Annotated in this window: 26 protein-coding genes, 1 pseudogene and 1 riboswitch; of the genes and pseudogenes, 13 read left to right on the top strand and 14 right to left on the bottom strand. The window is 67.6% G+C overall.

Annotated features, from left to right (window positions below; all coding sequences use genetic code 11):
• Positions 1-131: 131 nt before the first annotated feature.
• From B5X90_RS04670 to B5X90_RS04685, 4 genes are all read right to left on the bottom strand, one after another.
• Positions 132-968 carry an amino acid ABC transporter permease gene (locus B5X90_RS04670; protein ID WP_079550323.1) on the bottom strand — a complete coding sequence of 279 codons (837 nt, stop codon included), beginning with the start codon at positions 966-968 and terminating at the stop codon, positions 132-134.
• Complete coding sequence (locus tag B5X90_RS04675; protein WP_079550325.1) at positions 965-1615, bottom strand: amino acid ABC transporter permease; 651 nt, start codon at positions 1613-1615, stop codon at positions 965-967. Before B5X90_RS04675 ends, B5X90_RS04670 begins: the two co-directional genes overlap by 4 nt.
• Positions 1616-1712: 97 nt before the next feature.
• A complete protein-coding gene (locus B5X90_RS04680; RefSeq protein ID WP_079550328.1) occupies positions 1713-2597 on the bottom strand; it encodes a glutamate ABC transporter substrate-binding protein in 885 nt (294 codons plus the stop codon).
• A gap of 55 nt (positions 2598-2652) precedes the next feature.
• Complete coding sequence (locus B5X90_RS04685) at positions 2653-3408, bottom strand: amino acid ABC transporter ATP-binding protein (RefSeq protein ID WP_026266498.1); 756 nt, start codon at positions 3406-3408, stop codon at positions 2653-2655.
• 207 nt (positions 3409-3615) lie between these two features.
• Between B5X90_RS04685 and B5X90_RS04690 the strand changes: the two genes are divergently transcribed.
• The 4 genes from B5X90_RS04690 (at position 3616) to B5X90_RS04705 (ending at position 6687) form a co-directional block, all read left to right on the top strand.
• Positions 3616-4503, top strand: a complete 888-nt coding sequence (locus B5X90_RS04690; protein ID WP_256860048.1) for an LOG family protein — start codon at positions 3616-3618, stop codon at positions 4501-4503.
• Between the two features lie 48 nt (positions 4504-4551).
• Positions 4552-4908, top strand: a complete 357-nt coding sequence (locus tag B5X90_RS04695; protein ID WP_079550330.1) for a DivIVA domain-containing protein — start codon at positions 4552-4554, stop codon at positions 4906-4908.
• Between the two features lie 101 nt (positions 4909-5009).
• Positions 5010-6266, top strand: coding sequence for a hypothetical protein (locus B5X90_RS04700; protein ID WP_256860060.1), 1257 nt, complete (start codon positions 5010-5012; stop codon positions 6264-6266).
• A gap of 253 nt (positions 6267-6519) precedes the next feature.
• A complete protein-coding gene (locus B5X90_RS04705; RefSeq protein ID WP_079550332.1) occupies positions 6520-6687 on the top strand; it encodes a DUF3117 domain-containing protein in 168 nt (55 codons plus the stop codon).
• 109 nt (positions 6688-6796) lie between these two features.
• On the opposite strand, the gene B5X90_RS04710 is transcribed toward B5X90_RS04705, so the two are convergent.
• On the bottom strand, positions 6797-7429 hold the full coding sequence (locus B5X90_RS04710) for an O-methyltransferase (RefSeq protein ID WP_018773821.1): 633 nt from the start codon (positions 7427-7429) through the stop codon (positions 6797-6799).
• 272 nt (positions 7430-7701) lie between these two features.
• Here B5X90_RS04710 and sigE point away from each other — a divergent pair, with 272 nt between their 5' ends.
• The 3 genes from sigE (at position 7702) to B5X90_RS04725 (ending at position 10223) form a co-directional block, all read left to right on the top strand.
• Positions 7702-8355 (top strand): RNA polymerase sigma factor SigE, encoded by a 654-nt coding sequence (gene sigE, locus B5X90_RS04715; protein WP_079550334.1) that lies wholly within the window; start codon positions 7702-7704, stop codon positions 8353-8355.
• A gap of 104 nt (positions 8356-8459) precedes the next feature.
• Positions 8460-9743, top strand: coding sequence for a hypothetical protein (locus tag B5X90_RS21215; protein ID WP_079550336.1), 1284 nt, complete (start codon positions 8460-8462; stop codon positions 9741-9743).
• A gap of 81 nt (positions 9744-9824) precedes the next feature.
• Positions 9825-10223 carry a Sec-independent protein translocase TatB gene (locus B5X90_RS04725; RefSeq protein WP_079550338.1) on the top strand — a complete coding sequence of 133 codons (399 nt, stop codon included), beginning with the start codon at positions 9825-9827 and terminating at the stop codon, positions 10221-10223.
• 99 nt (positions 10224-10322) lie between these two features.
• Here B5X90_RS04725 and B5X90_RS04730 read toward each other — a convergent pair whose 3' ends face one another.
• Genes B5X90_RS04730 through B5X90_RS04740 form a run of 3 tightly spaced genes read right to left on the bottom strand, consistent with a single transcriptional unit; the run spans position 10323 to position 13556 of the window.
• On the bottom strand, positions 10323-11450 hold the full coding sequence (locus tag B5X90_RS04730; RefSeq protein WP_079550340.1) for an Mrp/NBP35 family ATP-binding protein: 1128 nt from the start codon (positions 11448-11450) through the stop codon (positions 10323-10325).
• A gap of 11 nt (positions 11451-11461) precedes the next feature.
• Positions 11462-12292 carry a DUF1003 domain-containing protein gene (locus B5X90_RS04735; RefSeq protein WP_079550342.1) on the bottom strand — a complete coding sequence of 277 codons (831 nt, stop codon included), beginning with the start codon at positions 12290-12292 and terminating at the stop codon, positions 11462-11464.
• On the bottom strand, positions 12273-13556 hold the full coding sequence (locus B5X90_RS04740) for a magnesium transporter MgtE N-terminal domain-containing protein (RefSeq protein WP_079550344.1): 1284 nt from the start codon (positions 13554-13556) through the stop codon (positions 12273-12275). The genes B5X90_RS04735 and B5X90_RS04740 overlap by 20 nt, the downstream gene beginning before the upstream one ends.
• A gap of 77 nt (positions 13557-13633) precedes the next feature.
• Between B5X90_RS04740 and B5X90_RS04745 the strand changes: the two genes are divergently transcribed.
• On the top strand, positions 13634-14518 hold the full coding sequence (locus B5X90_RS04745; RefSeq protein ID WP_079550347.1) for a general stress protein: 885 nt from the start codon (positions 13634-13636) through the stop codon (positions 14516-14518).
• Positions 14519-14621: 103 nt separating this feature from the next.
• On the opposite strand, the gene B5X90_RS04750 is transcribed toward B5X90_RS04745, so the two are convergent.
• The gene (locus tag B5X90_RS04750) at positions 14622-16205 is read right to left on the bottom strand and encodes an aminopeptidase P family protein (RefSeq protein ID WP_079550349.1); all 1584 of its coding nucleotides are present in this window, start codon (positions 16203-16205) and stop codon (positions 14622-14624) included.
• Between the two features lie 134 nt (positions 16206-16339).
• Here B5X90_RS04750 and B5X90_RS04755 point away from each other — a divergent pair, with 134 nt between their 5' ends.
• Positions 16340-17185 carry a PHP domain-containing protein gene (locus B5X90_RS04755; protein ID WP_079550351.1) on the top strand — a complete coding sequence of 282 codons (846 nt, stop codon included), beginning with the start codon at positions 16340-16342 and terminating at the stop codon, positions 17183-17185.
• Positions 17186-17310: 125 nt separating this feature from the next.
• Here B5X90_RS04755 and B5X90_RS04760 read toward each other — a convergent pair whose 3' ends face one another.
• The 3 genes from B5X90_RS04760 to B5X90_RS04770 form a co-directional block, all read right to left on the bottom strand.
• The gene (locus B5X90_RS04760) at positions 17311-18183 is read right to left on the bottom strand and encodes a DNA-methyltransferase (protein WP_028278091.1); all 873 of its coding nucleotides are present in this window, start codon (positions 18181-18183) and stop codon (positions 17311-17313) included.
• A gap of 8 nt (positions 18184-18191) precedes the next feature.
• Positions 18192-19979: a DEAD/DEAH box helicase gene (locus B5X90_RS04765; RefSeq protein ID WP_079550353.1), complete on the bottom strand. Its 1788-nt coding sequence runs from the start codon at positions 19977-19979 to the stop codon at positions 18192-18194.
• A 359-nt stretch (positions 19980-20338) separates the two neighbouring features.
• Positions 20339-21832 carry an RNB domain-containing ribonuclease gene (locus B5X90_RS04770; RefSeq protein ID WP_079550355.1) on the bottom strand — a complete coding sequence of 498 codons (1494 nt, stop codon included), beginning with the start codon at positions 21830-21832 and terminating at the stop codon, positions 20339-20341.
• A 38-nt stretch (positions 21833-21870) separates the two neighbouring features.
• On the opposite strand from B5X90_RS04770, the gene B5X90_RS04775 reads away from it, so the two are divergent.
• Complete coding sequence (locus tag B5X90_RS04775) at positions 21871-22545, top strand: ferritin-like fold-containing protein (protein ID WP_079550357.1); 675 nt, start codon at positions 21871-21873, stop codon at positions 22543-22545.
• 37 nt (positions 22546-22582) lie between these two features.
• Here the strand turns inward: B5X90_RS04775 and thiE are convergent, their stop codons facing one another.
• Positions 22583-23281 (bottom strand): thiamine phosphate synthase, encoded by a 699-nt coding sequence (gene thiE, locus B5X90_RS04780; RefSeq protein WP_079550359.1) that lies wholly within the window; start codon positions 23279-23281, stop codon positions 22583-22585.
• Between the two features lie 26 nt (positions 23282-23307).
• A riboswitch (TPP riboswitch) is annotated at positions 23308-23428 on the top strand.
• Between thiE and thiO the strand changes: the two genes are divergently transcribed.
• From thiO to B5X90_RS04795, 3 genes are all read left to right on the top strand, one after another.
• Positions 23422-24732 (top strand): glycine oxidase ThiO, encoded by a 1311-nt coding sequence (gene thiO, locus B5X90_RS04785; RefSeq protein WP_256860049.1) that lies wholly within the window; start codon positions 23422-23424, stop codon positions 24730-24732. Its footprint overlaps the riboswitch before it by 7 nt.
• Positions 24729-24965 carry a sulfur carrier protein ThiS gene (gene thiS / locus B5X90_RS04790; protein ID WP_018773837.1) on the top strand — a complete coding sequence of 79 codons (237 nt, stop codon included), beginning with the start codon at positions 24729-24731 and terminating at the stop codon, positions 24963-24965. The genes thiO and thiS overlap by 4 nt, the downstream gene beginning before the upstream one ends.
• 7 nt (positions 24966-24972) lie before the next feature.
• Entirely contained in the window at positions 24973-25797 is an 825-nt protein-coding gene (locus B5X90_RS04795) for a thiazole synthase (protein WP_079550362.1), read from the top strand.
• A gap of 157 nt (positions 25798-25954) precedes the next feature.
• On the opposite strand, the pseudogene B5X90_RS21550 reads toward B5X90_RS04795, so the two are convergent.
• Positions 25955-26104: pseudogene (locus B5X90_RS21550) on the bottom strand (HNH endonuclease); the annotation flags it as partial.

A 26104-nucleotide genomic window follows, 5' to 3' on the forward strand; every position in this document is an offset into this window, starting at 1 on the left:
GAAGCAACGCCCGGGAAGCACCGCAGCAACGCCTACGGAGCGACACCCAGGACACAACAGGAAACAAGGCGCAACGCACAAAGGGTCCGGAACCTCCGAGAGGTTCCGGACCCTTTTGTGGGTGGGACGGCTTACTTGGCGGCCGGAATACCGGCGACCGGCACGTGCGCCACGCCGCCGGCGGCGCGCTTGGAGCCGCGGCGTTCGAGCCAGATAGCTAGGCGGGAGACCGCCAGGTCGATCGCGATGTAGATGGCCGCGGCCACGAAGAACACCGGGAACAGGTACTGCGGGCCCAGGAAGTCCGCCATGACCTGCACAGCCCGGAGCAGCTCGCCGTAGGCGACGATGTAGCCGAGCGACGTGTCCTTCAGCAGCACCACGAGCTGCGCGACCAGGGACGGCAGCATGCGCCGGATGGCCTGCGGCAGTTCGATGGTCAGCCGGGACTGGAAACTCGTCAGGCCGATCGCCAGGCCGGCCTCACGCTGGCCCTTGGGCAGCGACTGGACGCCGGCGCGGATGATCTCGGCGAAGATCGCCGAGTTGTAAAGGACCAGGCCGGCCACGACGGCGATGAACGAGCTGGTGGCAAAGACGAGCAGCACGAACAGCATCATGAGCACAACGGGCATGCCGCGCAGGAATTCCAGCACGATCCGGGTGGGCACCCTGATCCAGGCGTTGTCCGAGATGCGCATCAGGCACAGAAGCAGGCCCAGCGGGAAGGCAATCACCGCTGAGACAGCCGCGGCGGCGAGTGTGGCGCCGATGCCGGCGGCGATCAGGGCCCAGACCTCGGGCAGCTGGAAGACCGCCCAGCGTTTGGGGTCGAAGATTCCCTGCTGGGCGAGCGTCATGACGGCCAGGACGAGGAGGCCGCCGATCACGATCGCGCCGATGATGGAGCCGATCAGCGAAACCCGACGGGCTTTGGGGCCGGGGACGTCGTAGAGAACAGAGCTCATCGCGCGATTGCCACCTTTCGTTCAACAACGCTGGCGAGATAGCCCAGCGGGATGGTTATCAGCAGGTAGAAGAATGCGATGCCGACCAGAACCCACATGACGGCGTCGCCGTTGGCGTTGGCCAGCTGCTTGCCCTGGCCGAAGAGTTCCAGCACATAGAACGCGCCGGCCACGGACGAGTTCTTCACCAGGGCGATCAGGATGTTGATCAACGGGGGGATCACGGTGCGCAGAGCCTGCGGCAGGATGATCAAGCTGAGCACCTGGCTGAACTTCATGCCGATGCTGCGGGCGGCCTCCGCCTGGCCCACCGGGACACTGTTGACGCCGGAGCGCACGGCCTCGGCGATGAAGGCCGAGGTGTAGGCGCTCAGGGCGATGATGGCGGCGACCTCGAACTGCTGGAACGTGACGCCGAGGCGGGGCAGAACCACCGCGGCAAAGAAGAATGCGATGGTCAGCGGGGTGTTCCGGACGATCTCGACGTACACCATGCTGAAGCCGCGCAGCGCGGCGACGGGGGAGACACGGGCGGCAGCGAGAATGGTGCCGAAGACCAGGGCGATAATCCCCGAGACCAGGGAGAGGAAGAGGGTTCTGAGAAAACCGTCCCAATACTGGGGGAGGTTTTCAATGATGACGTCCATAAGTTCCTTCAGCTGCGTTGAGGGGATTCAAGCGAAAGACGGGCGTGGCGGCCGCCGGGCTGCGGAAGATCCGCGGCCCGGCAGCCGCCACAGCCGGCTAGTAGCGGTCGATCGTGGGAAGCGCAGGCGCAGTCTTGATGACAGTGCCGGCGGTGTCGTCCCAGGCCTTCTTGTAGGACCCGTCCTTGTCGAAGGCCTCCAGCTGGTCATTGATCCACATGCGGAAGGCGGTGTCGTCCTTCTTCAAACCGATGCCGTAGGGCTCCTTGGTGAAGGTCTGGTCCGATGCCAGCTTGAAGGCGTCCGGTTCCTTGGACACGAAACCGGCGAGGATGACGTTGTCGGTGGTGACGGCTTCAACCTGGTGGTTGCGCAGCGGTTCCAGGCAGGCGGAGTAGGTAGCGGCCGGAACCAGGACGGCTCCGTACTTCTCCACGATCGTCGCGGCCGGGGTGGAGCCGGTCACGGAGCAGACGTTCTTGCCCTTGACGTCCTCGGGCTTGGTGATGGAGTTGTTGTCCTTGTTCACCATGAGGGCCTGTCCGGCCTCGTAGTACGGGCCGGCGAAGTCGACTTCGGCCTTGCGCTTGTCGTTGATGGTGTAGGTGGCGACGATCATGTCCACCTTGCCCTGCTTGAGGAACTGCTCGCGGTTGGCGGAGACAGTTTCAACCCACTCGATCTTGTCGGCGGGGATGCCCAGCTTGGCGGCAATCAGCTTGCCAATTTCGACGTCGAAGCCGACCGGCTTGCCGTCGAGACCCTTTTGGCCGAAGAGCGGCTGGTCGAACTTGGTGCCGATGGTGATCTTGCCTGCGGAGGAAAGCTTGGCCATGGTGGAATCGGCGGCAAAGCTCGGCTTCTCGGCTACGGGCGGGTTGGTGGTAGTGGAGGAGCTGCCGCCACAGGCACTCAGGCTGAGTGCCAGTGCTGCGGATGCGGCAACCAGAAGGGATTTCCTTCGGGTCAAAAATGCCTTCATGACATTCCTTTCATTGGGCCGCCGTCAGGCGGCCGGGGTGCGAACTCGTAGTCGGTCAGTGTGTCAGCAGCTTGGACAGAAAATCCTTGGCCCTGCTGCTCTTGGGATTGGTGAAGAATTCCTCGGGGGTCGCGTCCTCGACGATCTGGCCGTCGGCCATGAACACGACGCGGTCGGCGGCCTTGCGGGCGAATCCCATCTCGTGGGTGACCACGATCATGGTCATGCCCTCCTTGGCGAGCTGGACCATGACGTCCAGGACCTCGTTGATCATTTCCGGGTCCAACGCCGAGGTGGGCTCATCGAAGAGCATCACCTTGGGCTTCATGGCCAGGGCGCGGGCGATGGCAACGCGCTGCTGCTGGCCGCCGGAGAGCTGGGCCGGAAGTTTGGGGGCCTGGTGCCCGACGCCGACGCGTTCCAGCAGCGCCATGGCATCCTTGTCGGCCTCGCCCTTGGCGACGCCCTTGACCTTGATCGGGCCAAGGGTGACGTTTTCCAGAATGGTCTTGTGGGCGAAGAGGTTGAAGGACTGGAAGACCATGCCGACGTCGGCGCGCAGCTTGGCCAGTTCCTTGCCCTCGGCGGGCAGTTCCTTGCCATCGATCTTGATGTCGCCGTCGTCGATGGTTTCGAGACGGTTGATGGCGCGGCAGAGCGTGGACTTGCCGGAACCCGAAGGGCCGATGACAACAACAACCTCACCCTTGCGGACGTTCAGGTTGATGTCCTTCAGGACGTGCAACTGGCCGTAGTGCTTGTTCACGGCCTTCAGGGAGACGAGAGCATCGCCGGGCACTTGAGTAGTCATAGAACGAATCTAGCGAAGATTGACGCAATATGACCGCAATCACTCTGTTTAGGGCAGATCGTGATTCAAGAGATACCTGCACGTCAGCGTCCCGTGCAGGCCCGCAGCGGGCCTCCTCTGCTGATTCACTCCGGGTCCCGGCCGCCTCTGGCCGCCGCTCCCGCGCCGACGCGCCGACGCGGCGGCGGCCGAGTTCCGCGCTAGCCTATGGGCATGAGTACCGATCCGCAGCAGGGCCCCAAGCAGAACGCCGAACAGAATCCCGCCGGAAAGCCGCCCCGCGAGGCCCGCAGCGCCCCGGCGCCCAACGGGATCCGCCACAAGGGTCCGCTTGAACTGCGCCGCAAGGCCGCCAAGGTCACGATGTCCGACCAGACCCTGCTGGACACAAAGGGGCCGGGACAGTTCGTCCACACCGACCCCTGGCGCGTGCTGCGGATCCAGAGCGAGTTCGTGGAAGGATTCGGCGCGCTGGCCGATCTCGGTCCGGCAGTCAGCGTCTTCGGTTCCGCCCGCACAGTGCCTGGCAGCGCGAACTACGAGCTCGGCGTCGAGGTCGGACGCCGGCTGGCCGAGGCCGGACTGGCCGTGATCACGGGCGGCGGCCCCGGCTCGATGGAAGCCGCCAACATGGGCGCCGTGCAGGGCAACGGCGTCTCCGTGGGGCTCGGAATCGAACTGCCCTTCGAGCAGGGCATGAACCAGTGGGTGGACCTGGGCATCAACTTCCGGTACTTCTTCGCCCGCAAGACCATGTTCGTCAAGTACGCCCAGGGCTTCATCGTGCTCCCCGGCGGCCTCGGCACCCTGGATGAGCTCTTCGAAGCCATGGTCCTGGTCCAAACCCGCAAGGTCACCTCCTTCCCGATCGTCCTGGTGGGAACCGCTTTCTGGAGCCCCATGCTCGAATGGGTCCGGGACACCCTCGTCGCGGAGGGTATGGTCTCGGCCGAGGACCTGGACCTCGTACAGGTGGTGGACGACCCCGCGCGGGCCGTCGAGCTGGTCGTGGAAGGCGCCGCCCGCCACCGGAACCCGAACGGCGGGTCCACGAACGGGACCGGCACGGCGAACATCAAGGGAACGCGGGGCTGATCCGTCCGCCTGAGCGCTCCGGCGTCCGGCTTCTGGCACGATGGTCTAGTGAGTCTCTTCCTGGTTTTCCTGGCGATTGTGCTGATCGGCGTCGCCGTCCTCCTGGGCACCGGCCTGGCACCGAAAATCTTCCGTCGCCGCCGGGACGGCGGTGCGGGCGGTTCCTTTGACGACGGGTTCGACGAGCCGGTCGCATCCCTGCCGCCGGTCCTGCTGCCCGAGCGCGCGGCCGCGGCGGACATTGACCGTCTGCGCTTCGCCGTCGGACTCCGCGGCTACCGGATGGACCAGGTGGATCAGGTCCTGGACGACCTGCGGGAGCAGATCATTGCCAAGGACCAGAAGATCGAGGCACTCGGGGAGGAACTGGAGCGCCTCCGTCCGCCGACCGAACAGCGTCCGTGAGCCGCGTGGAAGACCCGGAGACCGTGGCGGCGCCTGAGGCCCCGGAGCCCCAGGGGCTGAACGCGGCGCTGTGGAGCCGCATCGCCGCCGCGGGCGCCGGGATGGCGCGGTGGCCCTGGTGGGCGCAGGTGGCCGGCCTCTACATCGCTGCCAGGCTGGTCAGCGCGTGCATCTTCATGGCCGCCGCCCTGCACCAGGGCGTGAATCCGTGGTTTCCCGCCAAGCCGGACTATTGGAACTTCATCAACATCTGGGATGCCCGCTGGTACGCCCAAGCGCTGCAGGCGGGGTATCCGGCGCTTCTGCCGACCGACGACGCCGGCACGGTCCAGGAGAACACGTGGGCCTTCTACCCCCTGTTTCCCGTGCTGGGCCGGGTGGTGTCCGGGCTGACAGGCACGGGTCCGGCGTGGTCCCTGACGGCCATCGCCCTGGTCTCCGGACTGGGTGCAGCCCTCGTGGCGTACAGAATTTTCCGGCACCGGACAACGCACCGCACGGCGCTCTGGGGGACGGTGTTCCTGGCGGCTTTCCCGGTGGCGCCGGTGCTGCAGGTGCCCTACGCCGAATCCCTCAACCTGCTGCTCCTCGGCGGCGCGCTGCTGCTCGTCATGGAGCGCCGGTACTTGTGGGCCATGCCCGTTGTGGTCCTGATGTGCCTTTCCCGGCCCACCGGGGTTCCGTTTGCCGCGATGATGGGCCTGCTGCTGCTCTACCGTTTCTGGCAGCGCCTCACTGCGCAACACCCCGCGGCACAACACCTCACTGCGCAACACCCCGCGAATCAGAGCCCCGCGACACAGGGCGTCACAGTGCAGAGCCGGGAAACCGTCGCCGTCCCCGGCAAGGCCGAGCTGTGGTCACTGGGCGGGCTCACCGCCGTCAGCGGCATCGGCGCGCTGCTGTGGCCGGCCATCGCCTGGGCCGCGACCGGCGATCCGGGCGCCTACACCAAGACCGAAACCGCATGGCGTGGCGATGACCTGGTGCCGTTCAAGCCATGGTTCGACGCCGGCATCATGCTGTTCGGGCCGACGCTTGGCGTGCTGGCTCCCTTCGTGTTCGTTGCCGCGTTCACGCTGCTGATGATGTCCAGGCCGGTCGTCGCCCTGGGCACCGAGCTGAGGCTCTGGTGCTGCTGCTATATGGGCTACCTCCTGGTCTTCCTGCACCCCCAGACCAGCACGTTCAGGATGCTCCTGCCGCTGTTCCCGCTCGCCCTCAGCGCCGCCCTTCTCTCGCGTTCCCGCGCCTACCGCGGCACCGTGGTGGTCATGTTCATGCTGCTGCAGATCGTCTGGATTGTGTGGCTGTGGGCGTGGGCGCAACTGCCGGGCGGAGGGGACTACCCGCCGTGACGCACACCACCATTTCGCGGCGCCGGCCCGGCCTCGCGGGACGCGCTGGAAAGTCCAACGATTAGCTACGGGCGCATTGTTACGCGATAATAGAGGATAAGCAAGGACAAGAAGCACACAGTTTGTAAGCGCATTATTTGTGGGTTTGCCTGTCACGGCCGCCTTCTGGAGCGTTGCCGGGCGGGTTGATTGGCCAAGCGGACGCAGCCCGGCCGGGCTGGTATGTCAGGGACTAATAAAGGGGATATTCCTTATGGCGGCAATGAAACCACGCACCGGCGACGGCCCTATGGAAGTGACGAAAGAGGGACGCAGCCTGATCATGCGTGTTCCGCTCGAAGGCGGGGGGCGGCTTGTAGTCGAACTCAATGCCGCTGAGGCGACGAACCTCAAGGAATGCCTCGTCGGCGTCACCGAATAGCGTCACGCCAAGAGCTTCGCAAAAGGGCGGGGTCCCGGCCACCAGGCTGCGGACCCCGCCCTTTGCTGTCAGCGCCCGCCCCTGGACCCGGGCTATTGAATCCTGGCTGCTACTTCTTCACCGCGATCAGCAGGCCATCTCCGGTGGGCAGCATGGCGGAGGCGAGACGGTCGTCGTCGCGGATGGACTTGCCGATCTGTCGCAAAACCACGGTGGTGGCTTCGCGCGCGGCCGGGTTTGCGACCCGGTCCTTGTCGAGGGCATCGTTGACGATCAGCAGACCGCCGGATTTGAGCAGCCGCACGGCCTGTTCGACGTAGCTGGGGTAGTTCGGCTTGTCCGCGTCAATGAAGACGAGATCATAGGCGCCGTCCGTAAGCCTGGGCAGGACATCGCCGGCCCGGCCCGAAATGGTGCGGGTGCGGTTGGCGGGGCTGCCGGCCTCCTGGAACGCTTCGCGCGCTGCCTTGAGGTGTTCAACGTCGACGTCGATAGTGGTCAGGACAGCCTGCGGGCCCAGCCCGCGCAGGATGCACACGCCGGACACGCCCGCGCCGGTGCCGATCTCCACGGCGGTCTGTGCCTTGGACGCCGCCGCCAGCACCGTCAGCACGGCGCCCACGCCCGGGCCGATCGGGGTCACGCCAAGCTCGAAGGACCGTTCGCGCGCGTGCAACAGGACCTCATCCTCGGCAGGCAGATCTTCTGCGTAGGACCAGCTCGTGGACTTATCGGCGCTCATGGGATATCGCTTTCTGGGCGGCAGGGGAGTGTTCCCTACAGCGTACTGTGTCCGGCGGGACGGGACGCGGAGGCGGCAGCACCGTGGCCCCGGCCGGAGGGCGTCGTTCTGCCTTCGGCGGAAGACCGAGGTGGATCAGGAAATTCCCAGCTTATTTTGAAATGATGGGTATCCGCTCATCCGCGTGGTGATCGGCGTCGAATGAAGGGTGCAGGAACCTGCGCAAGCAGGCACAATTCAGGCGTAGGTACCATCCACGAGGGGAGTGGACGATGTCGATTCTGGCACCTGTCCCGGCAACTGAGGCAACAGATTCAACCGGCCAGTCCCGGACCGCGGCGGAAGCCGAATGGGTCCGGCCGACCTGGGAGGAAGTGGTGACGAACCACTCCGCCAAGGTCTACCGCCTTGCGTACCGGCTGACCGGAAACAAGTACGACGCCGAGGACCTCACCCAGGAGGTGTTCGTCCGGGTGTTCCGTTCACTTGAGAACTTCAAGCCCGGCACGCTCGATGGCTGGCTGCACCGGATCACCACCAACCTGTTCCTGGACCAGGCCCGGCGCAAGAGCCGGATCCGCTTTGATGCCTTGGCCGACGACGCCGAGTCGCGGCTGCCGGGCCGGGAGCCCGGGCCGGAGCAAAGCTTCGAATTCAACAATCTCGACGTCGATGTCCAGGCAGCGCTCGAGGAACTTCCGCCCGATTTCCGCGCCGCCGTCGTGCTGTGCGACCTCGAAGGGCTCTCCTACGACGAAGTCGCCGCCGCGCTGGACATCAAACTCGGGACCGTCCGGTCCCGGATTCACCGCGGCCGGACAATGCTCCGTGAAAAGCTCGCGCACCGCGACCCGCGCCCGGCGCAGCCGGCCAAGCAGTCCCTCAAGCCGCGGCTCAAGATGCCGCGCATCGCCGGCCTCCTCTGAACCGGTCAATGGGTCTTCTGAGACGTTTACTGGGAGCACCAGGCTGCAGGTTCTGGCGCCGGCCCGGGGCTACCCGGAAATGGGCCGCCGGCCACCACGACCATGTGGAAGCGTGTGCCGAATGCCGTGCCCGGCAACAGCGCGAACGCCAGTACCTCGAGAAGCTCCGCGGCGCTGCCGTGCCCGAGGCCAGTGAGGACCTGACCGCACGGCTCCTGGCACGGACCGGTCAGCTGGCCGCGGAACGGGCGGCGGCGGAACGGACGGCCGAAGCGGAACGCGAACCTGCAGCTCCGGCAGCTCCGGCACCCACAGCTACGGCACGCACGGCTCCGGAACCGGCCATGGCGGAACGCCCTGACCCGGCCGGCACAGCACATGTATTGGACACAGCGGAACGGCCGGACACAGCGGGACGGCCGGACGCGGATGCCGCCGGGGCCGGCCATCATCCGTGGCCCTCGGACCGGTTCCCGGAAGGACACCCCGCACCGGGTCGGTCAGGGACCGCCGGGCCGGCCGCCGTTCGCGCCGCCGCCGCGGGGCCACACGGCGCCCGCCGCCGCGGCCCGCGCCTGCCGGTGCTTGCCGTCGGCGGAGCCGTCGCCGCCCTGGCCCTCATGACCGGCACCGCTTACGTCATGGGAGGCGACGACGCAGTCCCCGCCGAGGGCGCAGATACTGCCACCCTCGCGCACTCGGATGCCCCCGGGCTGCCCGGCAGTGGTGAGCCGCTCGGTGCCAGGGAGCTGTTCGACGCCAGCGGATCCGGCGTCCCCGGCGCTGAGGAAACCGGGCCCCGTGTGGCGTTCGGCCTCGGCGGCGAGCCTGACTTCACCCCTGCCGGGACGCTGAACACCGGTGAGCTTGCCGCGTTCCGCTCGCAGGGATGGACATGTCCGGAACTGCGCGAGCTCGGATTCCACCTCATCTGGGCCCGTGCCGGCGTCGTCTCCGGGGATGAGGTCCTGGAACTTCGCCTCACGGATGGCCGGCACTTCGCCACGGTTCTCGAGCAGCACGCCTCGACGCGGGCCCCCGCCGCACCCGCTCCCGCACGGGCCGACGGTTCGCCCATCAACGTGCTGACCGGGCACGCCGCCGTCACTGACGGCTTCATCCCGGCCAAGGCCGGCACGCCGTCGGCCGCGCCCGAACCCGGGAATGGCTTTCTTTGGGTCAACCCCGCCCCGCCGTACCGGGCCATCTACCAGACGTCGGCGGCGACCTACACGTACATTTCGGACCTGCCGGCCGAGCAGGCCGACGACGGCGTTGCCGCGCTGACCCGGGTCAGCAGCGGTACCCCCGTGCCGGCCTCGCACAACGGAATTCCGGAACGGATCGAGCGTGGATTGAGCCGAATCCTGGAGCACCTGGCACCGTGAGGCGGGGACGGGCCGGACATAGCCGGTATTCGGACTTCGCGGAATCGTCGCCAGCCCGAGCGAGAGGGTAACCTTCCTAAAGTGCTTGGAATCAATGGACCGGAGTTCTTACTTCTGCTGATCATCGGCCTTCTGGTGATTGGTCCCAGCAGGCTGCCCGAATACACCCAAAAACTTGCCAATATTGTCAAGGAAGTGCGCCGGATGGCGTCCGGTGCGCGGGAACAGATCAAGGAAGAAGTCGGCATCGATATCGATGAGGTCGACTGGAAGAAGTACGACCCCCGCCAGTACGATCCCCGCCGGATTATCAAAGAAGCACTCCTTGACGATGACACCAAGCCGATGAGCGCCGGGGCACCCGCAGCAACGGTCTCCACGGCTGCTGCCGCGACTGCTGTCGCCGCGCACCGCCCCGAGCGGGTGCTCGAGCGGCTGCCCGAGGGCGAACCGGCGCCCTTCGACTCAGAGGCGACCTAGGACTTCCCGCGACCGACCTGCCGCAGTGCCTGCGCAGGGTGGCGGCCGGGCGCTGTCAGCGGGCATCTCTGTGTCGGCATCCGCCGGCACGGGGCCCTGTCAGCGGGGCTGCAGACCCAGCGGCATGCCCTTGAGGCCGCGGGGAACGGACGCCAGCCTGCCGGCGATCCCCGCCAGGGCCACGGCCGCAGGCGTCTCCGGACGGCCCAGCACCAGCGGCACTCCTGAATCCCCACCCTCACGCAGCAGGACTTCGAGCGGAATCTGGCCCAGTAGCGGCACGTCCTCACCCACGGTGGCCGAAAGGCGCTCGGCGAGCACGGCGCCGCCGCCGCTGCCGAACAGTTCCATCCTGCCGCCGTCGGGCATTTCAAGGTAGGACATGTTTTCCACGACGCCGGCCACGGTCTGGCCCGTCTGGGTGGCGATCGCACCCGCCCGCTCGGCGACATCCGCGGCGGCCGCCTGCGGGGTGGTCACAACAAGGATCTGTGCCTTGGGCAGCAGCTGGGCAACGGAGATCGCGATGTCGCCGGTGCCGGGGGGCAGGTCCAGGAAGAGGGCGTCGAGGTCGCCGAAGTAGACGTCGGTGAGGAACTGCTCCAGCGCCCGGTGCAGCATCGGGCCCCGCCACGCCACGGGCTGGTTCCCGGTGACGAACATGCCGATGGAGATGACTTTGACCCCGTAGGCCACGGGCGGAAGGATCATGTCGTCCACCCGCGTGGGGGCCTGTGTGATGCCCATCAGCGCTGGAACGGAGAAACCGTACACATCCGCGTCCACGATCCCCACACGGAGCCCCTGGGCGGCCAGGGCGCACGCCAGGTTGACCGTGACCGAAGACTTGCCCACGCCGCCCTTGCCGCTCGCGACGGCGTACACCTTGGTCAGCGAGCCCGGCGCGTTGAACGGGATGCCGCGTTGGCCGCCGGCGCCCCGCAACTGCTCCTTGAGGGCGTCGCGTTGCTCCTGCGTCATGACTTTCAGGTCTACGTCCACGCCGGTGACGCCCGGGACGGCGGACAGGGCAGCCGCGGTGTCCGCCGTGATGGTGCCGCGCAGCGGGCAGCCCGCGATGGTCAGCAGCACGGCGATCCGCACACGCCCGGCGTCGCCGATCTCCACGGACTCCACCATGCCGAGCTCGGTGATGGGACGGCGGAGCTCAGGGTCGATCACGGTGGCAAGTGCGCTGTGCACTGCCTGTTCCAGCGGGGTGCTCATGCGGGCGATGCTCAGCTTTCGGGGATGGTGCGGTGTGCGGGCTGGCGGGTGGGATCGGCCGCGGCCTCAGAGTGGTTCGCCGACGGGTTCGGCGGTTTCCCCGAAGGGTTCCCCGACGGGTCGTGCGAAGAGTCCTCCGCATGGTCCTTTCCCGGGTCATCGCGTTTGCCGCCGGCCTTGACCCGGGGGATCTGCTGGGTCCGGGGGCTGCGCTGCTTGTCGCGCCGCTCCTTCATCTTCTCCTTGACCTTTTCCCGCGGGGTCTCGTGGGCGCCGGCGGAAGGATCGTGGGTGCGCAGTTCCTCCTGGGCCTCCAGCATGTCCTCCAGCAGGCTGCGGAGCTCGGCGCGGACGTAATCGCGGGTGGCGACCTCGCGCAGCGCGATGCGCAGGGACGCAAGTTCCCGGGTCAGGTATTCGGTGTCGGAGAGATTGCGCTCGGCCCGCTGGCGGTCCTGCTGCAGCGAGACCTTGTCGCGGTCGTCCTGGCGGTTCTGGGCCAGCAGCAGCAGGGGCGCAGCGTAGGAGGCCTGCAGGGACAGCATGAGGGTCAGCAGCGTGAAGCCCAGCGCCCGGGAATCGAACTGCCATTCCTCCGGCGCCCACGTGTTCCAGCCCAGCCAGAACAAGCAGAACACCGTCATGTACATCAGGAACGCGGGGGTGCCCATGAAGCGGGCGAAGCCTTCCGTGGCATGGCCGAAGGCGTCCGGGTCGGGACGGAAGTTGGGCAGGATACGCTGCCGGCCGCTCAGGGGCGTGTCAAGGCCGCCGGTTGTCCTGCCGCCAGGGCGGACATTGGAGGTCCGTGGTGCTGTGGGATCAGCCAATGCGGCCTCCAAGCTTTCTTATCGGGGCGTCGTCCTCGTGGGCGCGCCAGTCGTCCGGCAACAGATGATCAAGCACGTCGTCAACAGTCACCGCCCCCACAAGCCGTCCGTCGTCGTTGACAACCGGAAGGGAGTTAAGGTTGTACGTTGCCAGCGCGCGGGCGACCTCGCTGATGTGGGCCTGATCGGAGACCGGCTCCAGGCTCTTGTCCACCAGATTGCCCAGCGGCTCCGGCGGCGGATAGCGCAAGAGTTGCTGGATATGGACGACGCCGAGGAAACGTCCCGTCGGCGTCTCCAACGGGGGCCGGGCGACGAAGATCGAGGACGCCAGGGCGGGGGAGAGTTCCTCCCGGCGTACGTGCGCGAGTGCCTCGGCGACGGTTGCTTCCGGGGGCAGGATCACCGGCACGGGCGTCATGAGCCCGCCGGCGGTGTCCTCGTCGTATTCGAGCAGGCGGCGGACGTCTTCGGCGCCTTCGGGTTCCATCAGCTGCAGGAGTTCTTCAGCCTGGGCACTGGGAAGTTCGGCGAGGAGGTCGGCGGCGTCGTCCGGATCCATCTCCTCGAGGACGTCGGCGGCGCGGTTGACGTCCAGGGCGGAGAGGATCTCCACCTGATCGCCTTCGCGCATCTCCTGCAGGACGTCCGCGAGCCGTTCGTCCTGGAGTTCGCTCGCAACCTCGAAGCGGCGCTTGTCGCTCATTTCCTGCAGCGCCTCGGCGAAGTCGGCGGGCTTGAGGTCCTCGTGCGTGGCCACGAACTGGGTCGCGGCCTGGGGCTCGGTCTTGGCGCCTTGCCGGGCATCGGCCCAGTCGATGATGAGGGTTTCATTGCGGCGCAGCCGGCTCAGGGGCGAGAGGGAGTGGCCGCGGCGGACGAAGAGCTTGCTGACGAACCAGTCGCCGGAGCGGTGCCGGTCCATGGCGATGTCCTCGATGGTCGCGTCGCCGCTGCCGTCCGCAAGGGTCACCCGGCGGTCGAACATTTCGGCCACCACGAGGGTTTCCGCGCCGCGCTGTTCGAAACGGCGAAGATTGACCAGTCCGGTGCAGATGACCTGGGTCTGGTCTATGGACGTAATCCGGGTCATCGGCACGAAGACGCGCTTCTTGCCGGGGACCTCGACGACGATGCCCACCACGTGCGGGGCTCCCCTGGTTCCGCGGGAGAGCACCACGACGTCGCGCAGTCGACCCAGACGGTCGCCCAATGGGTCGAAGACGTCCAGTCCGAGGAGGCGCGCGACAAACACTCGCGAAAGATTCGTGCTCACCCCTACAGGCTACCGAGTCTGCTCTCTTTTAGCTGAATTTCCAGCCGCACACCAGCCCGATGGGTGAGAATGGGCATATGTCAAACATTTTTGGTGCTCCCAGGGCCGGTGCCCCTAACGGCTCGGACGAGGCCCGCACCGTCCCGCGAGGCGACGTTGTCGGTTCCTACAACTCCTACCTGGATGCCCAGAAGGCGGTGGACTACCTGGCTGACCAGCAGTTCCCCGTGCAGATGGTGTCGATCGTGGGCAATGACCTGAAGATGGTCGAGCGGGTGACCGGCCGGCTCACCTACCCCCGCGTCGCCCTCTCCGGCGCCCTCAGCGGCATGTGGTTCGGCCTGTTCGTCGGCGTCATGCTGTCCTTCTTCTCCACAACCCCCGGTTATTTCTCGATTGTGACGTCAGTACTGATGGGTGCCGCGTTCTTCATGCTGTTTGGCATCGTCACGTACGCCATGCAGCGCGGCAAGCGTGACTTCACCTCAACCAGCCAGGTGGTGGCGACCAATTACGACGTCGTGGTCTCCTTCGAGGCCGCCGGCGAAGCGCGGCGCCTGCTCCACCAGCTGCCCATGACGGCGCATGACGCGTCCGGTGCCGCGGCCGGCGGTTTCGCGCAGCACGACTACCGCCATCAGGCACCGCAGCAGCCCGGCCCGCAGCAGCCGGGACAGCAGAGCCATGCGCCGCAGCGCCCCGCGGGCTGGAACGACCCGTACGGCCAGAGAACGCCGGAGACCGGCGGAGACCCGGCCGGACAGTACCAGGGCGGCGCACCCCAGCAGGAGGGCCCCGCAGGCCCCGCTCCGACGGCGCCGGCCGCGGTTGAGGAGGCCCGCCCGGCCGGCCGGGTTTCCGGGGTGAGCTATCCGGATCTCCCGGACGGCCGCCCGCAGTACGGGGTCAGGGTCACGGACAGCGAGAAGCCCGCGGCAGGCCAGGACGGCCAGCAGCACTGATCCGGGCAAAAAACAGCAGCAAAAAGGGAGGGTCCCGGCACCGGGGCCCTCCCTTTCTTGTTGCTGTTTGCTGCTATTTCCTGCTGTGTACTGCCTGGCCGACCTACGCTGTCTGGCCGTCCACTTCCAGGTAGATGCCCGCCATCCAGGACTCGACGTCGTCGGCCTTGCGCGGCAGTGCGGCGCTGAGGTTCACCGGGCCGTCGGCCGTCATGAGGATGTCGTCCTCGATCCGGACGCCGATGCCGCGGTATTCCTCGGGGATGCCGATGTCCTCGTTCTTGAAGTACAGACCGGGTTCGATCGTGAACACCATGCCGGGCGTCAGCACGCCGTCTAGGTAGAGTTCCCGCTTCGCCTGGGCGCAGTCGTGGACGTCGAGGCCGAGGTGGTGGCTCGTGCCGTGCGGCATCCACCGGCGGTGCTGCTGGCCCTCGGTGCTCACGGCTTCCTCGACGGAGACGGGCAGGAGGCCCCATTCGGCGAGCCGCTCGGCCAGGACCGTGGTGGCTGCCGTGTGGATATCCCGGAACTTCGTGCCGGGCTGGGCAGCGGCAAAGCCGGCGTCGGCGGCGTCGAGCACTGCCTCGTAGACCTTGCGCTGGACCTCGGAGAACTTGCCGTTGGCCGGCAGGGTGCGGGTGATGTCGGCGGTGTAAAGGGAATCGGCCTCGACTCCGGCGTCCAGGAGCAGCAGTTCCCCGGCGTTGATCTTGCCGGTGTTCCGGGTCCAGTGCAGCACGGTGGCGTTATTGCCGGAGGCGGCGATGGTGTCGTAGCCGAGCTCGTTGCCTTCCTCGCGGGCCCGGGCGAAGAACGCCCCTTCCACGACGCGCTCGCCGCGGTGGTGGGTCAGCGCCCGCGGGATCGCCTTGACCACCTCGGTGAAGCCGGCCACGGTGGCGGCGACGGCGATCTTCATCTGTTCGATTTCCCACTCGTCCTTGAGCAGGCGCAGTTCCGAGAGGGCCTCTGTGAGTTTCTCGTCCAGGGCATCGAGCACGCTCAGGTCGAGGTTGTCGGGGTCCTTGGCCGTGTTGTAGCGGGCAGTGTCGACGAGGGCGTCAATGTTCTCGTCAACCTTGCGGACCAGCCTGATAGAGATGCCGCCGATCTCCGGCGCACCGACATTCTTGGTGATGGCGAGTTCGAGTTCGGCGATGTCGGCCGTGTCCAGTCCGAGCTTGGCCTTGAACTCGGCCAGGGTCGGGCGTGCGCCGATCCAGAACTCCCCGGAGCGGGAGTCGGCGTAGAACTGCTCGGTGTCGCGGCCGGCCAACGGGCGGAAGTACAGCGTGGCGTGGTGGTTTCCGCCGTCGTCGCCGGTGCCCTCCGTGACCGGTTCCAGGATCAGGACCGCATCAGGTTCGTGGTCCAGGCCTAGGCCGGTGAGGTGCGCGAAGGCGGAGTGCGGCCGGAAGCGGTAGTCGCAGTCGTTCGAGCGGACCTTCAGCGGACCGGCGGGGATGACCAGGCGTTCACCTTTGAACTGGCCTGAGATGGAGCGGCGCCGGGCTGCGGCGTGGCCCGCGACGGCGTCCCGCTCGGGGAGCTGTTGCATGGCCGGCGCCCAGTTGCTGGCCATGAAGGCCTTGAAGGCGTCGGAGCTGGGCCGCTGCGAGCGGTTGTTGACGCGCTCTTCGAGGGGCTGGGAAGCGGAGACTAGGGTGTTATCTGCATCGTTCACCGTCCCATAGTCTCACCAGCGCCGCGGCTTAGGCCAACGGCGCGCTCGCGCTGCAGGGCCCCTGCAGGGCCCCGGCACGGCCTCGGCACGACGGGGCCGAGGCTTTGGATCCTGCCATCTACTAGGCTGGTGAGGTGAGGATCGACCTGCATGCGCACTCCAACGTTTCCGACGGCACCCAGGCGCCGGCCGACGTCATGGAGTCCGCCGCCGCCGCGGGCCTCGACGTCATCGCCCTGACCGATCACGATTCCACTGCCGGGTGGGCGGAGGCCGCCGTCGCCGCCCGGGAAGCCGGGGTGGCGCTGGTCCCGGGGATGGAGATCTCCTGCCGCACCGCGGAAGGCGTCAGCGTCCACCTGCTCAGCTACCTCCACGACCCCGCGCATCCTGGACTGCTTGAGGAAATCACCAAGTCCAAGGACGCCCGGCATACGAGGGCGCAGAAGATGGTCACCCTTTTGTCGGAGGACTACCCGCTGACATGGGACGACGTGATTCACCACGTAGCGCCGGGGGCCACCCTGGGCCGCCCGCACATCGCCGACGCGCTCGTAGCGGCCGGTGTGGTGGAAGACCGGGCCGAGGCTTTTGGTTCCATCCTCACAGCACGCTCGCGCTACTGGGTCCAGCACTATGCACCGGAGCCGGCGCTCGCCGTCGAACTGGTCCGTGCAGCCGGGGGCGTCCCGGTGTTCGCCCACCCCGTGGCATCCGCCCGCGGCCGGATCGTGGGGGAGGCGACCTACCGGGAGATGATCGACGCCGGCCTGGCAGGCCTGGAGATCTACCACCGGGACAACCCCGAGGAGGGCCGGACGTTCCTGCGCCGCATCGCCGAACGCTACGGCCTGCTGGTCACCGGGTCCTCCGATTACCACGGCATGGGAAAGCCGAACCTGCTCGGCGAGAACCTGACCTCCGCAGAAGTCTTTGCCCGGATCGAGGAACTGGGCACGGGCTCGTCCGTGGTGCGCTGAAACCCGCCCTGACCCGGGTTGCGCTATCACTTGGCGTCGACTTTGCCCGCCGGAATAGCGGCCACAAGTGCAACGGGCGGGAACGGCGGGGCAGGCGGGAACGGAGGGGCGTGGAGGGCGGCGGGTCAGACCGTCGGGAACGACGTGAACTGCGCCTGCGCGGCCAGGCGCTTGGCCATGACGTCGATGGCCGGCTGGTTCTGGTCCACGCACACGAACCTGCGGTCGAGTTTCGCGGCCACGGACCCGAGCGTGCCGGAACCGGCGAAGAAGTCCAGGCACCAGTCGCCCGGCCGGCTCGAGGCCGCAACCACGCGGCGGATCAGCCCCTCCGGCTTCTGCGTCGGATAGCCGGTTTTCTCCTTGCCGGTCGGCGAAACGATCGTGTGCCACCACACGTCCGTGGGCAACTTGCCGAGCTCGCGCTTGGCGGGGGTGACCAGTCCGGGCGCCATGTAGGGCTCGCGGTCCACCTCGGCGCTGTCGAAGTGGTACTTCGCCGGGTTCTTGACGTAGACGAGGATGTTGTCGTGCTTGGTGGGCCAGCGGTACTTGGCCCGTGCACCATAGTCGTACGCCCAGATGATCTCGTTGAGGAAGCATTCGCGGCCGAAGATCGCGTCCAGCATGACCTTTGCGTAGTGCACCTCGCGGTAGTCCAGGTGCAGGTACAGGGTGCCGTCGTCGGCCAGGAGCCGCCAGGCCTCCACGAGCCGGGGCTCGAGGAAGGACCAGTAGTCGCTGAACGCGTCGTCGTACTTGTGCAGCGCGCCCTTGATGGTGTCGTAGGACCGGCCCTTGAATCCGACGCGGTCACCCTCGCCGCCGGCGTTGAGTACCATCCTGGTTTCCTGGCGCCGCTGGACCCGGCCGGTGTTGAAGGGAGGGTCCACGTAAATCAGTGTGAAGGCGCCGTCCGGCAGCGTGGGGAGGTATTCCGCGTTGTCCGCGTGAACCACCAGATTGCTGCCGTCCGGCGCCCAGACGGTGTCAGTCATGGAGGGGATTAGGCCTCGGCGCCGCTCGGCTGTGCGTCGCCGCCGGCCACTACCTCGCCGTTGCGGCGGCGGGTGCGGGTCCGGCGCCGGGCACGGGTAGCCCGGTCCACCTCGGTGGGGGCCTTGGCCGGCGCGGCGGCAGCAACTTCCGGTCCCTGTCCGTTCGCGGTGGACGCCGTGGCGGCATCGGCCTCGGCGGGACGGCGACGGCGGTCGCCGGAGCGTCCGCCGGCTTCGGTGCCGCTGCGGCGCGAGTCACGGCCGCCGGTGCGGCTGCCTTCACGGGCGCCGTCACGGCTGCTCGTGCGGCTGCCTTCACGGGCGCCCTCACGGCCGCCGGTCCGGCTGCCATCGCGGGCGCCGTCCTTTGCACCGTCTCTTCCGCTGTCTTTTGCGCTGGTGCGCGAGTTCTTCTTGCCGGTCTCGCCGAGGTCTTCGAGGACCTCCGCGTCGACGCCGGCCAGTACACGCTTGTCGCGGGGCAGCCGGCCCTTGGTGCCAGCGGGGATGTCGAGTTCCTCGAACAGGTGGGGCGAGGACGAGTAGGTTTCGACGGGCTCGGGGTAGCTCAGGCCGAGGGCCTTGTTGATGAGCCCCCAGCGCGGCATGTCGTCCCAGTCAACAAAGGTCACCGCGGTGCCCTTGTTGCCGGCACGGCCGGTGCGGCCGACGCGGTGCAGGTAGATCTTCTCGTCTTCGACGCACTGGTAGTTGATCACGTGGGTGACGTCGTCGACGTCGATGCCGCGGGCGGCGACGTCGGTGGCAACGAGAACGTCCACCTTGTTGTTGCGGAAGGCGCGCAGCGCCTGCTCGCGGGCGCCCTGGCCGAGGTCACCGTGGATGGCGGCCGCAGCAAAACCGCGGTCCACCAGCTCCTCGGCCACCTTCGCGGCGGTGCGCTTGGTCTTGGTGAAGATGATGGTCCGGCCGCGTCCGCGGGCCTGCAGGATGCGGGCCACCACTTCCACCTTGTCCATGCTGTGGGCACGGTAGATCAGCTGGCGGATGTCGCGCTTGGTCAGGCCCTCGTCGTCCGGGTCCGCGGCGCGGATGTGGGTCGGCTGGGTCATGTAGCGGCGGGCCATGGCGATGACAGGGCCGGGCATCGTGGCGGAGAACAGGAGCGTCTGGCGGACCGCGGGCGTGCCGGCGATCAGGGTCTCGACGTCCGGCAGGAACCCGAGGTCCAGCATCTCGTCGGCCTCGTCGAGGATGACGATCTTGACGTTCTTCAGGCTCAGGTGCTTCTGCTTGAAGAGGTCGATCAAGCGGCCGGGGGTGCCGACGACAACCTCGACGCCGTTCTGCAGCGCCTCCACCTGCGGCTCGTAAGCACGACCACCGTAGATGGTGGCGATTCGGGCGTTGCGCTTCTTGGCGGCGTTTTCGAGGTCCTTGGCTACCTGGACGGCGAGCTCGCGGGTGGGCACGATTACCAGGGCCTGTGGGGCGCCGGGAACGGCCAGTTTGTCGAAACCGGCATCGTCACGGCCGACGACGCGCTGCAGCGCCGGGATGCCGAAGCCGAGGGTCTTGCCGGTACCGGTCTTGGCCTGGCCGATGATGTCATGCCCTGCAAGCGCGACCGGCAGGGTCATGGCCTGGATCGGGAAGGGGTGGGTGATGCCGGCGTCGGCCAGGGACTCCACGATGTCCGCGCGGACATTGAAGTCGGCAAAGGTCTTCTCGGCAATCTCGTGCGGCTTTTCGTCCGAGATGATGGTCTCTTCGGGCTCGATGGTCTCCGTGCCGGACTCATCGGTCAGAAGCTGGTGCGTGTGCAATTCACTCACAGGGGAGTTTCCTTATTCATTTTGGGCTGCGCTGCTTGCTCAACGGGGCCGGCCGCAGTGGCCGTTCCGGAGCACGCTCAGGCGCGCAAGCAATTCCAGTGGAAGCCGATCGCGGGCTATCTAAATGCTGGCACTGGGGACCAGCGGGTGTATCTCAAGATCGCGTAGGGGCGGGCTTGTTGAATTCGAAAATCATGGAAATCAACGACCGGGCATCCATTTCTACCTCTTCAGTCTAGCTGTACAAGGCGCGGATCCTCGACTGGGCGGCTGATTGCGCCTCGGGAGGGTGCCGGGAGCGCTGGCTGGGGACGGCCTGCGGACGGCCTGGGGGACGTCAACGGACCGCCAGCGGGCCGTCAGCCCACGAGCTCCAACTGGATTTCCCGAGTGGCGATGTCCGAGGACACCACCCGGACCCGGACTTTGGTGCCCGGTTCCAGTTCGCCGGGGCATCGTGCGGTCACGGCGGGCTCGGCGATCTGGACGATCCCGGACGGGCCGTTTCCGTTACCGTTGGTCTTCCCGCCGTTCCCGTTGCTGCTGCCGTTGGTGCCCTTGGCCGGCTTGGGTCCGGAGATGACAACGGCGTCGAATTCCTGGCCGACGTGGTTGACGAGCAGCGCCGCCTCAACGGTGTCCAGCGACAGCCGCTCCAATTTCGCGGCCAGCTGGTCCGACGTGCCCATAATGGCAGGGAGGGACGGCAGCGCCTCCCTGGCCCAGGTAGGAACCTCGGTGCCGTTGCTCAGGGCCTCGCAGATTACCAGCACGAAGCGGTCCACCAGCCGCCGCAACGGTGCCGTGGAATGGGCGTAGGCGGCGCCGATGGCGGACTGGACGGCGGCGTCGGGCACCGTGCCGTCGAAGGGTGTGTATCCGGCACCGCGGAAGAGCATCCCGGCCGAATGCACAATGGCCAGCTGCCGGGGGTCCGTCGGGTCAAGGGTCCGCAGGTACTCGCCGTAGCGCATTTCCCCGTCCCAGGGCTTCCCGAGGGCGTGGGTCTGCCGGTGGAAGTGCCGCAGTGACGCCTCATCCGGGGCGGGCATGGTGCGGAGGATGCCGACTTTGCCTTGGATCATGAGCGCCGCCGCGGCCATCCCGGTCATAAGTGAAATCTGGGCGTTCCAGTCCTCCACCGGCAGCGGCGGGGCCGCCACGATCCGGTAGCCGCCGTCGGGCAGCTGCTGGATCTCCTGTTCCGGCATGTTCAGGCTCGCGCCGCCGCGCAGGCGTTCCAGTTCCACGCGTTTGAGGCCTACTTCTTTCAGCAGCTGCAGCACGGGCGCCGCGGTGCCGGCGTCGAGCTCGGCCTGGACGCCTTTGTAGTTGAGCTTCGCGCGGCTGCGGACCTGAGCCCGGCGCACGAGGACCGAGGCGACCTCTGCCGCGGCGTCGAGTTCGAACTCCCAGACGAACGCCGCGCACAGCTGCCCGGCGAGCAGGCTGCCGGCGGCCTCGCTGATGATCTCCGGATGCAGCGGAATCCGGCCGTCCGGGGTATAGAAAGTCTGGCCGCGGCGCCGGGTCTCGGCGTCCAGCGCCCCGCCCGGGGCAACAAAGGAGGGGACGTCGGCGATGGCGTAGAAGACCTTGTAGCCGCCGTCGCTCCGTTCGATAAACAGTGCCTGGTCCAGGTCGGTGGACGACGCCGGATCGATGGTCACGAACTCGACGTGCGTGAGGTCAAGGTCCGGGAGCTTGTGCTCGGCCACCGCCGCCGCCGCGTCGCGCAGCACATCCTCGGGGAACGGGCCGGGCAGTTCCAGCGTGGTGCGCAACGCCTTGAGGGCCCCGGCAAGCTGGTTCTGCTGCTCGTGGACACTGGGGGTCAGACGATGATGGGACACGAAAATCAGGGTAGCCCGATTTCCGCTATTAGTCTTGGATGATGAGCGCAACTGCGGACGATCCTGCCCTCTACAACAGCTTCGTTGCCGACCTGCTGGGAGTCCTGGCGTACGGCGAGCTTTCCGCCTTCGAGCGGCTGTCCTCGAGTGCCCGGTATTCGCCCACGCTGCATGACCGGGCGGTGCTGGGCAGGATGGCGGTGGTCGAGTTCCAGCATTACGAACTCGTCCGGACCCGGCTCGAGCACATGGGCCTGGATACGGAGGCCGCCATGCTGCCGTTCCAGCCCTCTGTGGACCACTTCCACGAACGCACGCGCCCGTCGGACTGGTACGAAGCCCTCATGAAGGCCTACGTGATCGACACGGTCGCCGCGGACTTTTACGGCGTCGTCGGCCGGTACGTCGACGACGCGACCCGTGAGTTGATCGGGCAGGTCCGCTCCACCGGGGAGTCCACGGCCGTGCTGCAGGAGCGCCTCAAGGCGGCCCTGGCCGATGACCCCCGGCTGGCGTCGCGCCTGGCGTTGTGGGCCAGACGCCTGCTGGGGGAGGTCCTGAACCACGCCCAGCGTGTCAGCGCTGAGCACGCCTTCCTCGGCGGACTCTCGGGGCTGGACGACGCCGGCGCCCGGGCGCTGGTCAACGGCCTGGCGGCCGAACTCGCAGCGAACCACGCGCGCCGGATGACGGAGCTGGGTCTCACCGGATAGTTTCCGTGCCGGCCGGCATTACAGGCTACTGACCTGCTTAAGATGCTGCGGCGTCCAGCGCCGCCAGCAAGGCTGCGGCGGCGTGGGCGGGATCAGTGGCGTCGGTGATCGCCCGGACCACGACGATCCGCCGGGCACCGGCGTCGACTACCTGTTCCACGTTACTGAGGTCGATCCCGCCGATCGCGAACCACGGCAGCAGGCTTTCGTTGCCCTTGCCGGTTCCCTCCGCGTCCGCCCCGCCGATCGCCTGGGCGGCGTAGCGCACCAGATCGAGGCCGACGGCGGCGCGTCCCGGCTTGGTGGGCGTCGCCCACACGGGGCCCACACAGAAATAATCGAGCCCTCTGCGGCCGGGCGCGGCAGCGATGGCGGCGTCCACCTGCTCGGGGCTGTGGGTGGACAGGCCGATCACGGCATCCTTGCCGAGAAAGCCGCGGGCGGCGTCGAGCGAAATGTCCTTCTGGCCGACATGGAACACCGGAGCCCCGGACAGGGAGGCGATGTCCGCCCGGTCATTGACGGCCCACAGCCGCCCGTGGCGCTGCGCGGCGGTGTGCAGGACCTCCAGCAGTTCCAGCTCCTCGGAGGCCTCGAGCGACTTGTCGCGCAACTGGATGATGTCCACGCCGCCGGCGAAGGCGGCGTCCACGAAGTCTTCGAAGTCGCCGCGGTCCCTGCGGGCGTCGGTGCAGAGATAGAGGCGGGCGGTGGTGTGGAGAGGGTCCTGGCTCATGGGACCAGCCTAGTTCCTCTAAACTGGGCGCATACCGCGGGAGCCCGCAGCAGCCATGTCGCCGCTGCCCGGCTGAGAGGGCGTCAGAGCCGACCGCTTGACCTGATCCGGCTAGTACCGGCGTAGGGAAGGAATTCTTCATGGGCACACGAGCAGGCGGTGCGGCCGAACCCGCAAATGACGCCGCCGCCCGGGTTTGTGACACAGGGCCCGGTACCGCAGGGGGAACCACCGCGGGGGATACGAGTGCCGACGTGGCCGTGATCGGCGGAGGGGTGATCGGCCATGGCATCGCGTTCGAGGCCATCCGCTCGGGCCGGTCCGTGGTCCTGATCGATGATGCTCCCGGCAGCGGAGCCAGCTGGGCCGCGGCCGGCATGCTGGCCCCCGTGAGTGAACTGCACTACCAGGAGGAACAGCTCCTGGAACTGATGCTTGAGGCCTCCCGGTTGTGGCCAGGATTCGCTGCGGCTCTCGACGCCGGTGCCGCCGGCGCGGATTCCCCGGCGGGTACCGGCTACCTAACGACGCCGACCCTGGCGGTGGGGGCCGACGCGGCGGACCGGCGCGCGCTCGCGGACTTGAGGGAAGTCCAGCAGGGCTGCGGCCTGGCCGTGGAGCCGCTGACAGTGCGCGAGGCACGCACCCGGGAGCCCCTGCTGAGCCCCGGCATCTCGTGTGCCTTCGACATCCCGGCCGACCACCAGGTGGACCCGCGCCGGCTGATCACCCGGCTCGCCGGCGTGCTCGGTGCGGAAGGCGGCGTCTTCGTCCGGCGGCGCGCGGCAGGCCTGCTGTGGCAGGACGGACAGGTGGCGGGCGTGCGGTTGGCCGGCGGCGGTTCCGTGCGGGCTGCGGAGACCGTGGTCGCCAACGGGCTCGGCGCCGCCGCGCTCGAGGAGCTTCCGGCCGGGCTGGCGCTGCCACTGCGGCCCGTCTACGGCGACATCCTCCGGCTTCGCGTGCCTCCGCATCTGCAACCGCTGCTCACGGCCACCGTGCGGGGCATGGTGCGCGGCGTCCCGGTGTACATCGTCCCCCGCCAGGACGGCACCGTGGTGATCGGCGCCACCCAGCGGGAGGATGGACCGTCGGATCCGCACGCGGTTTCCGCCGGCGGAATTTACCAGCTGCTGCGGGATGCCCAGCAGCTGGTGCCTGCGGTCGCCGAGCTGGAGCTTTTGGAAGCCACGGCACGGGCGCGGCCCGGCACCCCGGACAATGCCCCGCTGCTGGGGCGGGTCGCACGAGCCGACGGCGCGGACGTCCCGGGACTCATCATCGCCACAGGATTCTTCCGGCACGGCGTCCTGCTGACCCCCGCCGCTGCCGCCGTGTGCCGGCAACTCATGGACTTCACGCCGGATCCACGCTGGGGCGGGTTCCGCCCCGACCGATTTCCACGCATCCCGGTTACGTCCGGGGACAGCCCCAAGAAGGAAGCAGCATGAACATCCGACTCAACGGAACGGAGCAGAGCGTCGCCGACGGCGCCTCCGTTTCCACACTCGTCAGCCAGCTCACGGGCCGGAGCATCGGCCCCGACGGCCGCGCCGCCGACGGGCGAAAGCTCGGTGTCGCCGTGGCCCGCAACGCCGAAGTGGTGCCGCGCAGCCAGTGGCACGCCACGGCGCTCGCCGATGGCGACGACGTCGAACTTGTCACGGCAGTCCAGGGAGGATGACCAGCACATGAACGAGACGACGTTTGCAGGAACACAGGCCGTCCCCATGACCGGTGCGGTGGCCGATCCATTCGTGGTCGACGGCGTTAGGCTCGGCTCCCGCCTCATCATGGGAACCGGTGGTGCGCCGAGCCTGGACGGGCTCGGGGCGGCGCTGGTGGCTTCCGGGACCGAGCTGACCACGGTGGCGATGCGCCGCTATTCGCCGGCGGAGACGGGCTCGCTGTTCCAGCTGCTCGAGGACCATCAGATCCGCGTGCTGCCCAACACGGCAGGCTGCTTCACCGCCAAGGACGCCGTCCTCACCGCCGAGCTTGCGAGGGAGGCCCTGGAAACGGACTGGGTCAAGCTCGAAGTCATCGCTGACGAGCACACACTGCTGCCGGACGCCGTCGAACTCGTGGACGCAACCGAACAGCTCGTGGCCCGAGGCTTCAAGGTCTTCGCCTACACGAACGACGACCCCGTGCTTGCCCTCCGGCTGGAAAACCTCGGCGCGACGGCCGTGATGCCACTGGGGGCCCCGATCGGCACCGGACTGGGCATCCTGAACCCACACAACATCGAGCTGATCGTCTCGCGCGCGTCCGTGCCCGTGGTGCTGGATGCCGGGATCGGCACGGCCTCGGACGCTGCCCTGGCGATGGAACTCGGCTGCGACGCCGTGCTGTTGGCTACGGCGGTGACCCGTGCGCAGAATCCGGTGCTCATGGGTGAGGCCTTCAAACATGCCGTCATTGCCGGCAGGCTGGCGAAAGCGGCCGGCAGGATTCCGCGGCGGGAACACGCACTGGCATCATCGGCAATGGAAGGCCGGGCCGAGTTCCTCTAACGCCGTTCCGCTGAAGCCCCCGGGGATTGGGCGGGACTGGCCCGGTTCCTGAGCCAGCATCCTCAAGAGCTCCAACGAGTCCTCGCCGCATGGCTCGCACATGGCCGTCATTGCCGAAAGCGGGCACCTACCTAACGAGCGTCTAAACAACTGGGCGCTACTGGTCAGGCCGGAAGTATCTGTTCCGGCGGGGTGTCCGGGCGGGGTCGAGGTGGGGTGGCGGGATGAACCAGGGGATGCCGGTCCGCATCTGGATGGTCCAGTGTTCTTTGTGGATCACGTGGTGGTGATGGGAGCAGAGCAGGGT

The organism is Arthrobacter sp. 49Tsu3.1M3, assembly GCF_900168135.1.
GTDB lineage: Bacteria > Actinomycetota > Actinomycetes > Actinomycetales > Micrococcaceae > Arthrobacter.

Excerpts from the sequence above, each read along its gene's own strand:
- B5X90_RS04670 (WP_079550323.1), bottom strand. The coding sequence starts at position 968 with ATGAGCTCTGTTCTCTACGACGTCCCCGGCCCCAAAGCCCGTCGGGTT.
- B5X90_RS04675 (WP_079550325.1), bottom strand. The coding sequence starts at position 1,615 with ATGGACGTCATCATTGAAAACCTCCCCCAGTATTGGGACGGTTTTCTC.
- B5X90_RS04680 (WP_079550328.1), bottom strand. The coding sequence starts at position 2,597 with ATGAAGGCATTTTTGACCCGAAGGAAATCCCTTCTGGTTGCCGCATCC.
- B5X90_RS04685 (WP_026266498.1), bottom strand. The coding sequence starts at position 3,408 with ATGACTACTCAAGTGCCCGGCGATGCTCTCGTCTCCCTGAAGGCCGTG.
- B5X90_RS04690 (WP_256860048.1), top strand. The coding sequence starts at position 3,616 with ATGGGCATGAGTACCGATCCGCAGCAGGGCCCCAAGCAGAACGCCGAA.
- B5X90_RS04700 (WP_256860060.1), top strand. The coding sequence starts at position 5,010 with ATGGCGCGGTGGCCCTGGTGGGCGCAGGTGGCCGGCCTCTACATCGCT.
- B5X90_RS04705 (WP_079550332.1), top strand. The coding sequence starts at position 6,520 with ATGGCGGCAATGAAACCACGCACCGGCGACGGCCCTATGGAAGTGACG.
- B5X90_RS04710 (WP_018773821.1), bottom strand. The coding sequence starts at position 7,429 with ATGAGCGCCGATAAGTCCACGAGCTGGTCCTACGCAGAAGATCTGCCT.
- sigE (WP_079550334.1), top strand. The coding sequence starts at position 7,702 with ATGTCGATTCTGGCACCTGTCCCGGCAACTGAGGCAACAGATTCAACC.
- B5X90_RS04730 (WP_079550340.1), bottom strand. The coding sequence starts at position 11,450 with ATGAGCACCCCGCTGGAACAGGCAGTGCACAGCGCACTTGCCACCGTG.
- B5X90_RS04745 (WP_079550347.1), top strand. The coding sequence starts at position 13,634 with ATGTCAAACATTTTTGGTGCTCCCAGGGCCGGTGCCCCTAACGGCTCG.
- B5X90_RS04760 (WP_028278091.1), bottom strand. The coding sequence starts at position 18,183 with ATGACTGACACCGTCTGGGCGCCGGACGGCAGCAATCTGGTGGTTCAC.
- B5X90_RS04775 (WP_079550357.1), top strand. The coding sequence starts at position 21,871 with ATGATGAGCGCAACTGCGGACGATCCTGCCCTCTACAACAGCTTCGTT.
- thiE (WP_079550359.1), bottom strand. The coding sequence starts at position 23,281 with ATGAGCCAGGACCCTCTCCACACCACCGCCCGCCTCTATCTCTGCACC.
- thiO (WP_256860049.1), top strand. The coding sequence starts at position 23,422 with ATGGGCACACGAGCAGGCGGTGCGGCCGAACCCGCAAATGACGCCGCC.
- thiS (WP_018773837.1), top strand. The coding sequence starts at position 24,729 with ATGAACATCCGACTCAACGGAACGGAGCAGAGCGTCGCCGACGGCGCC.
- B5X90_RS04795 (WP_079550362.1), top strand. The coding sequence starts at position 24,973 with ATGAACGAGACGACGTTTGCAGGAACACAGGCCGTCCCCATGACCGGT.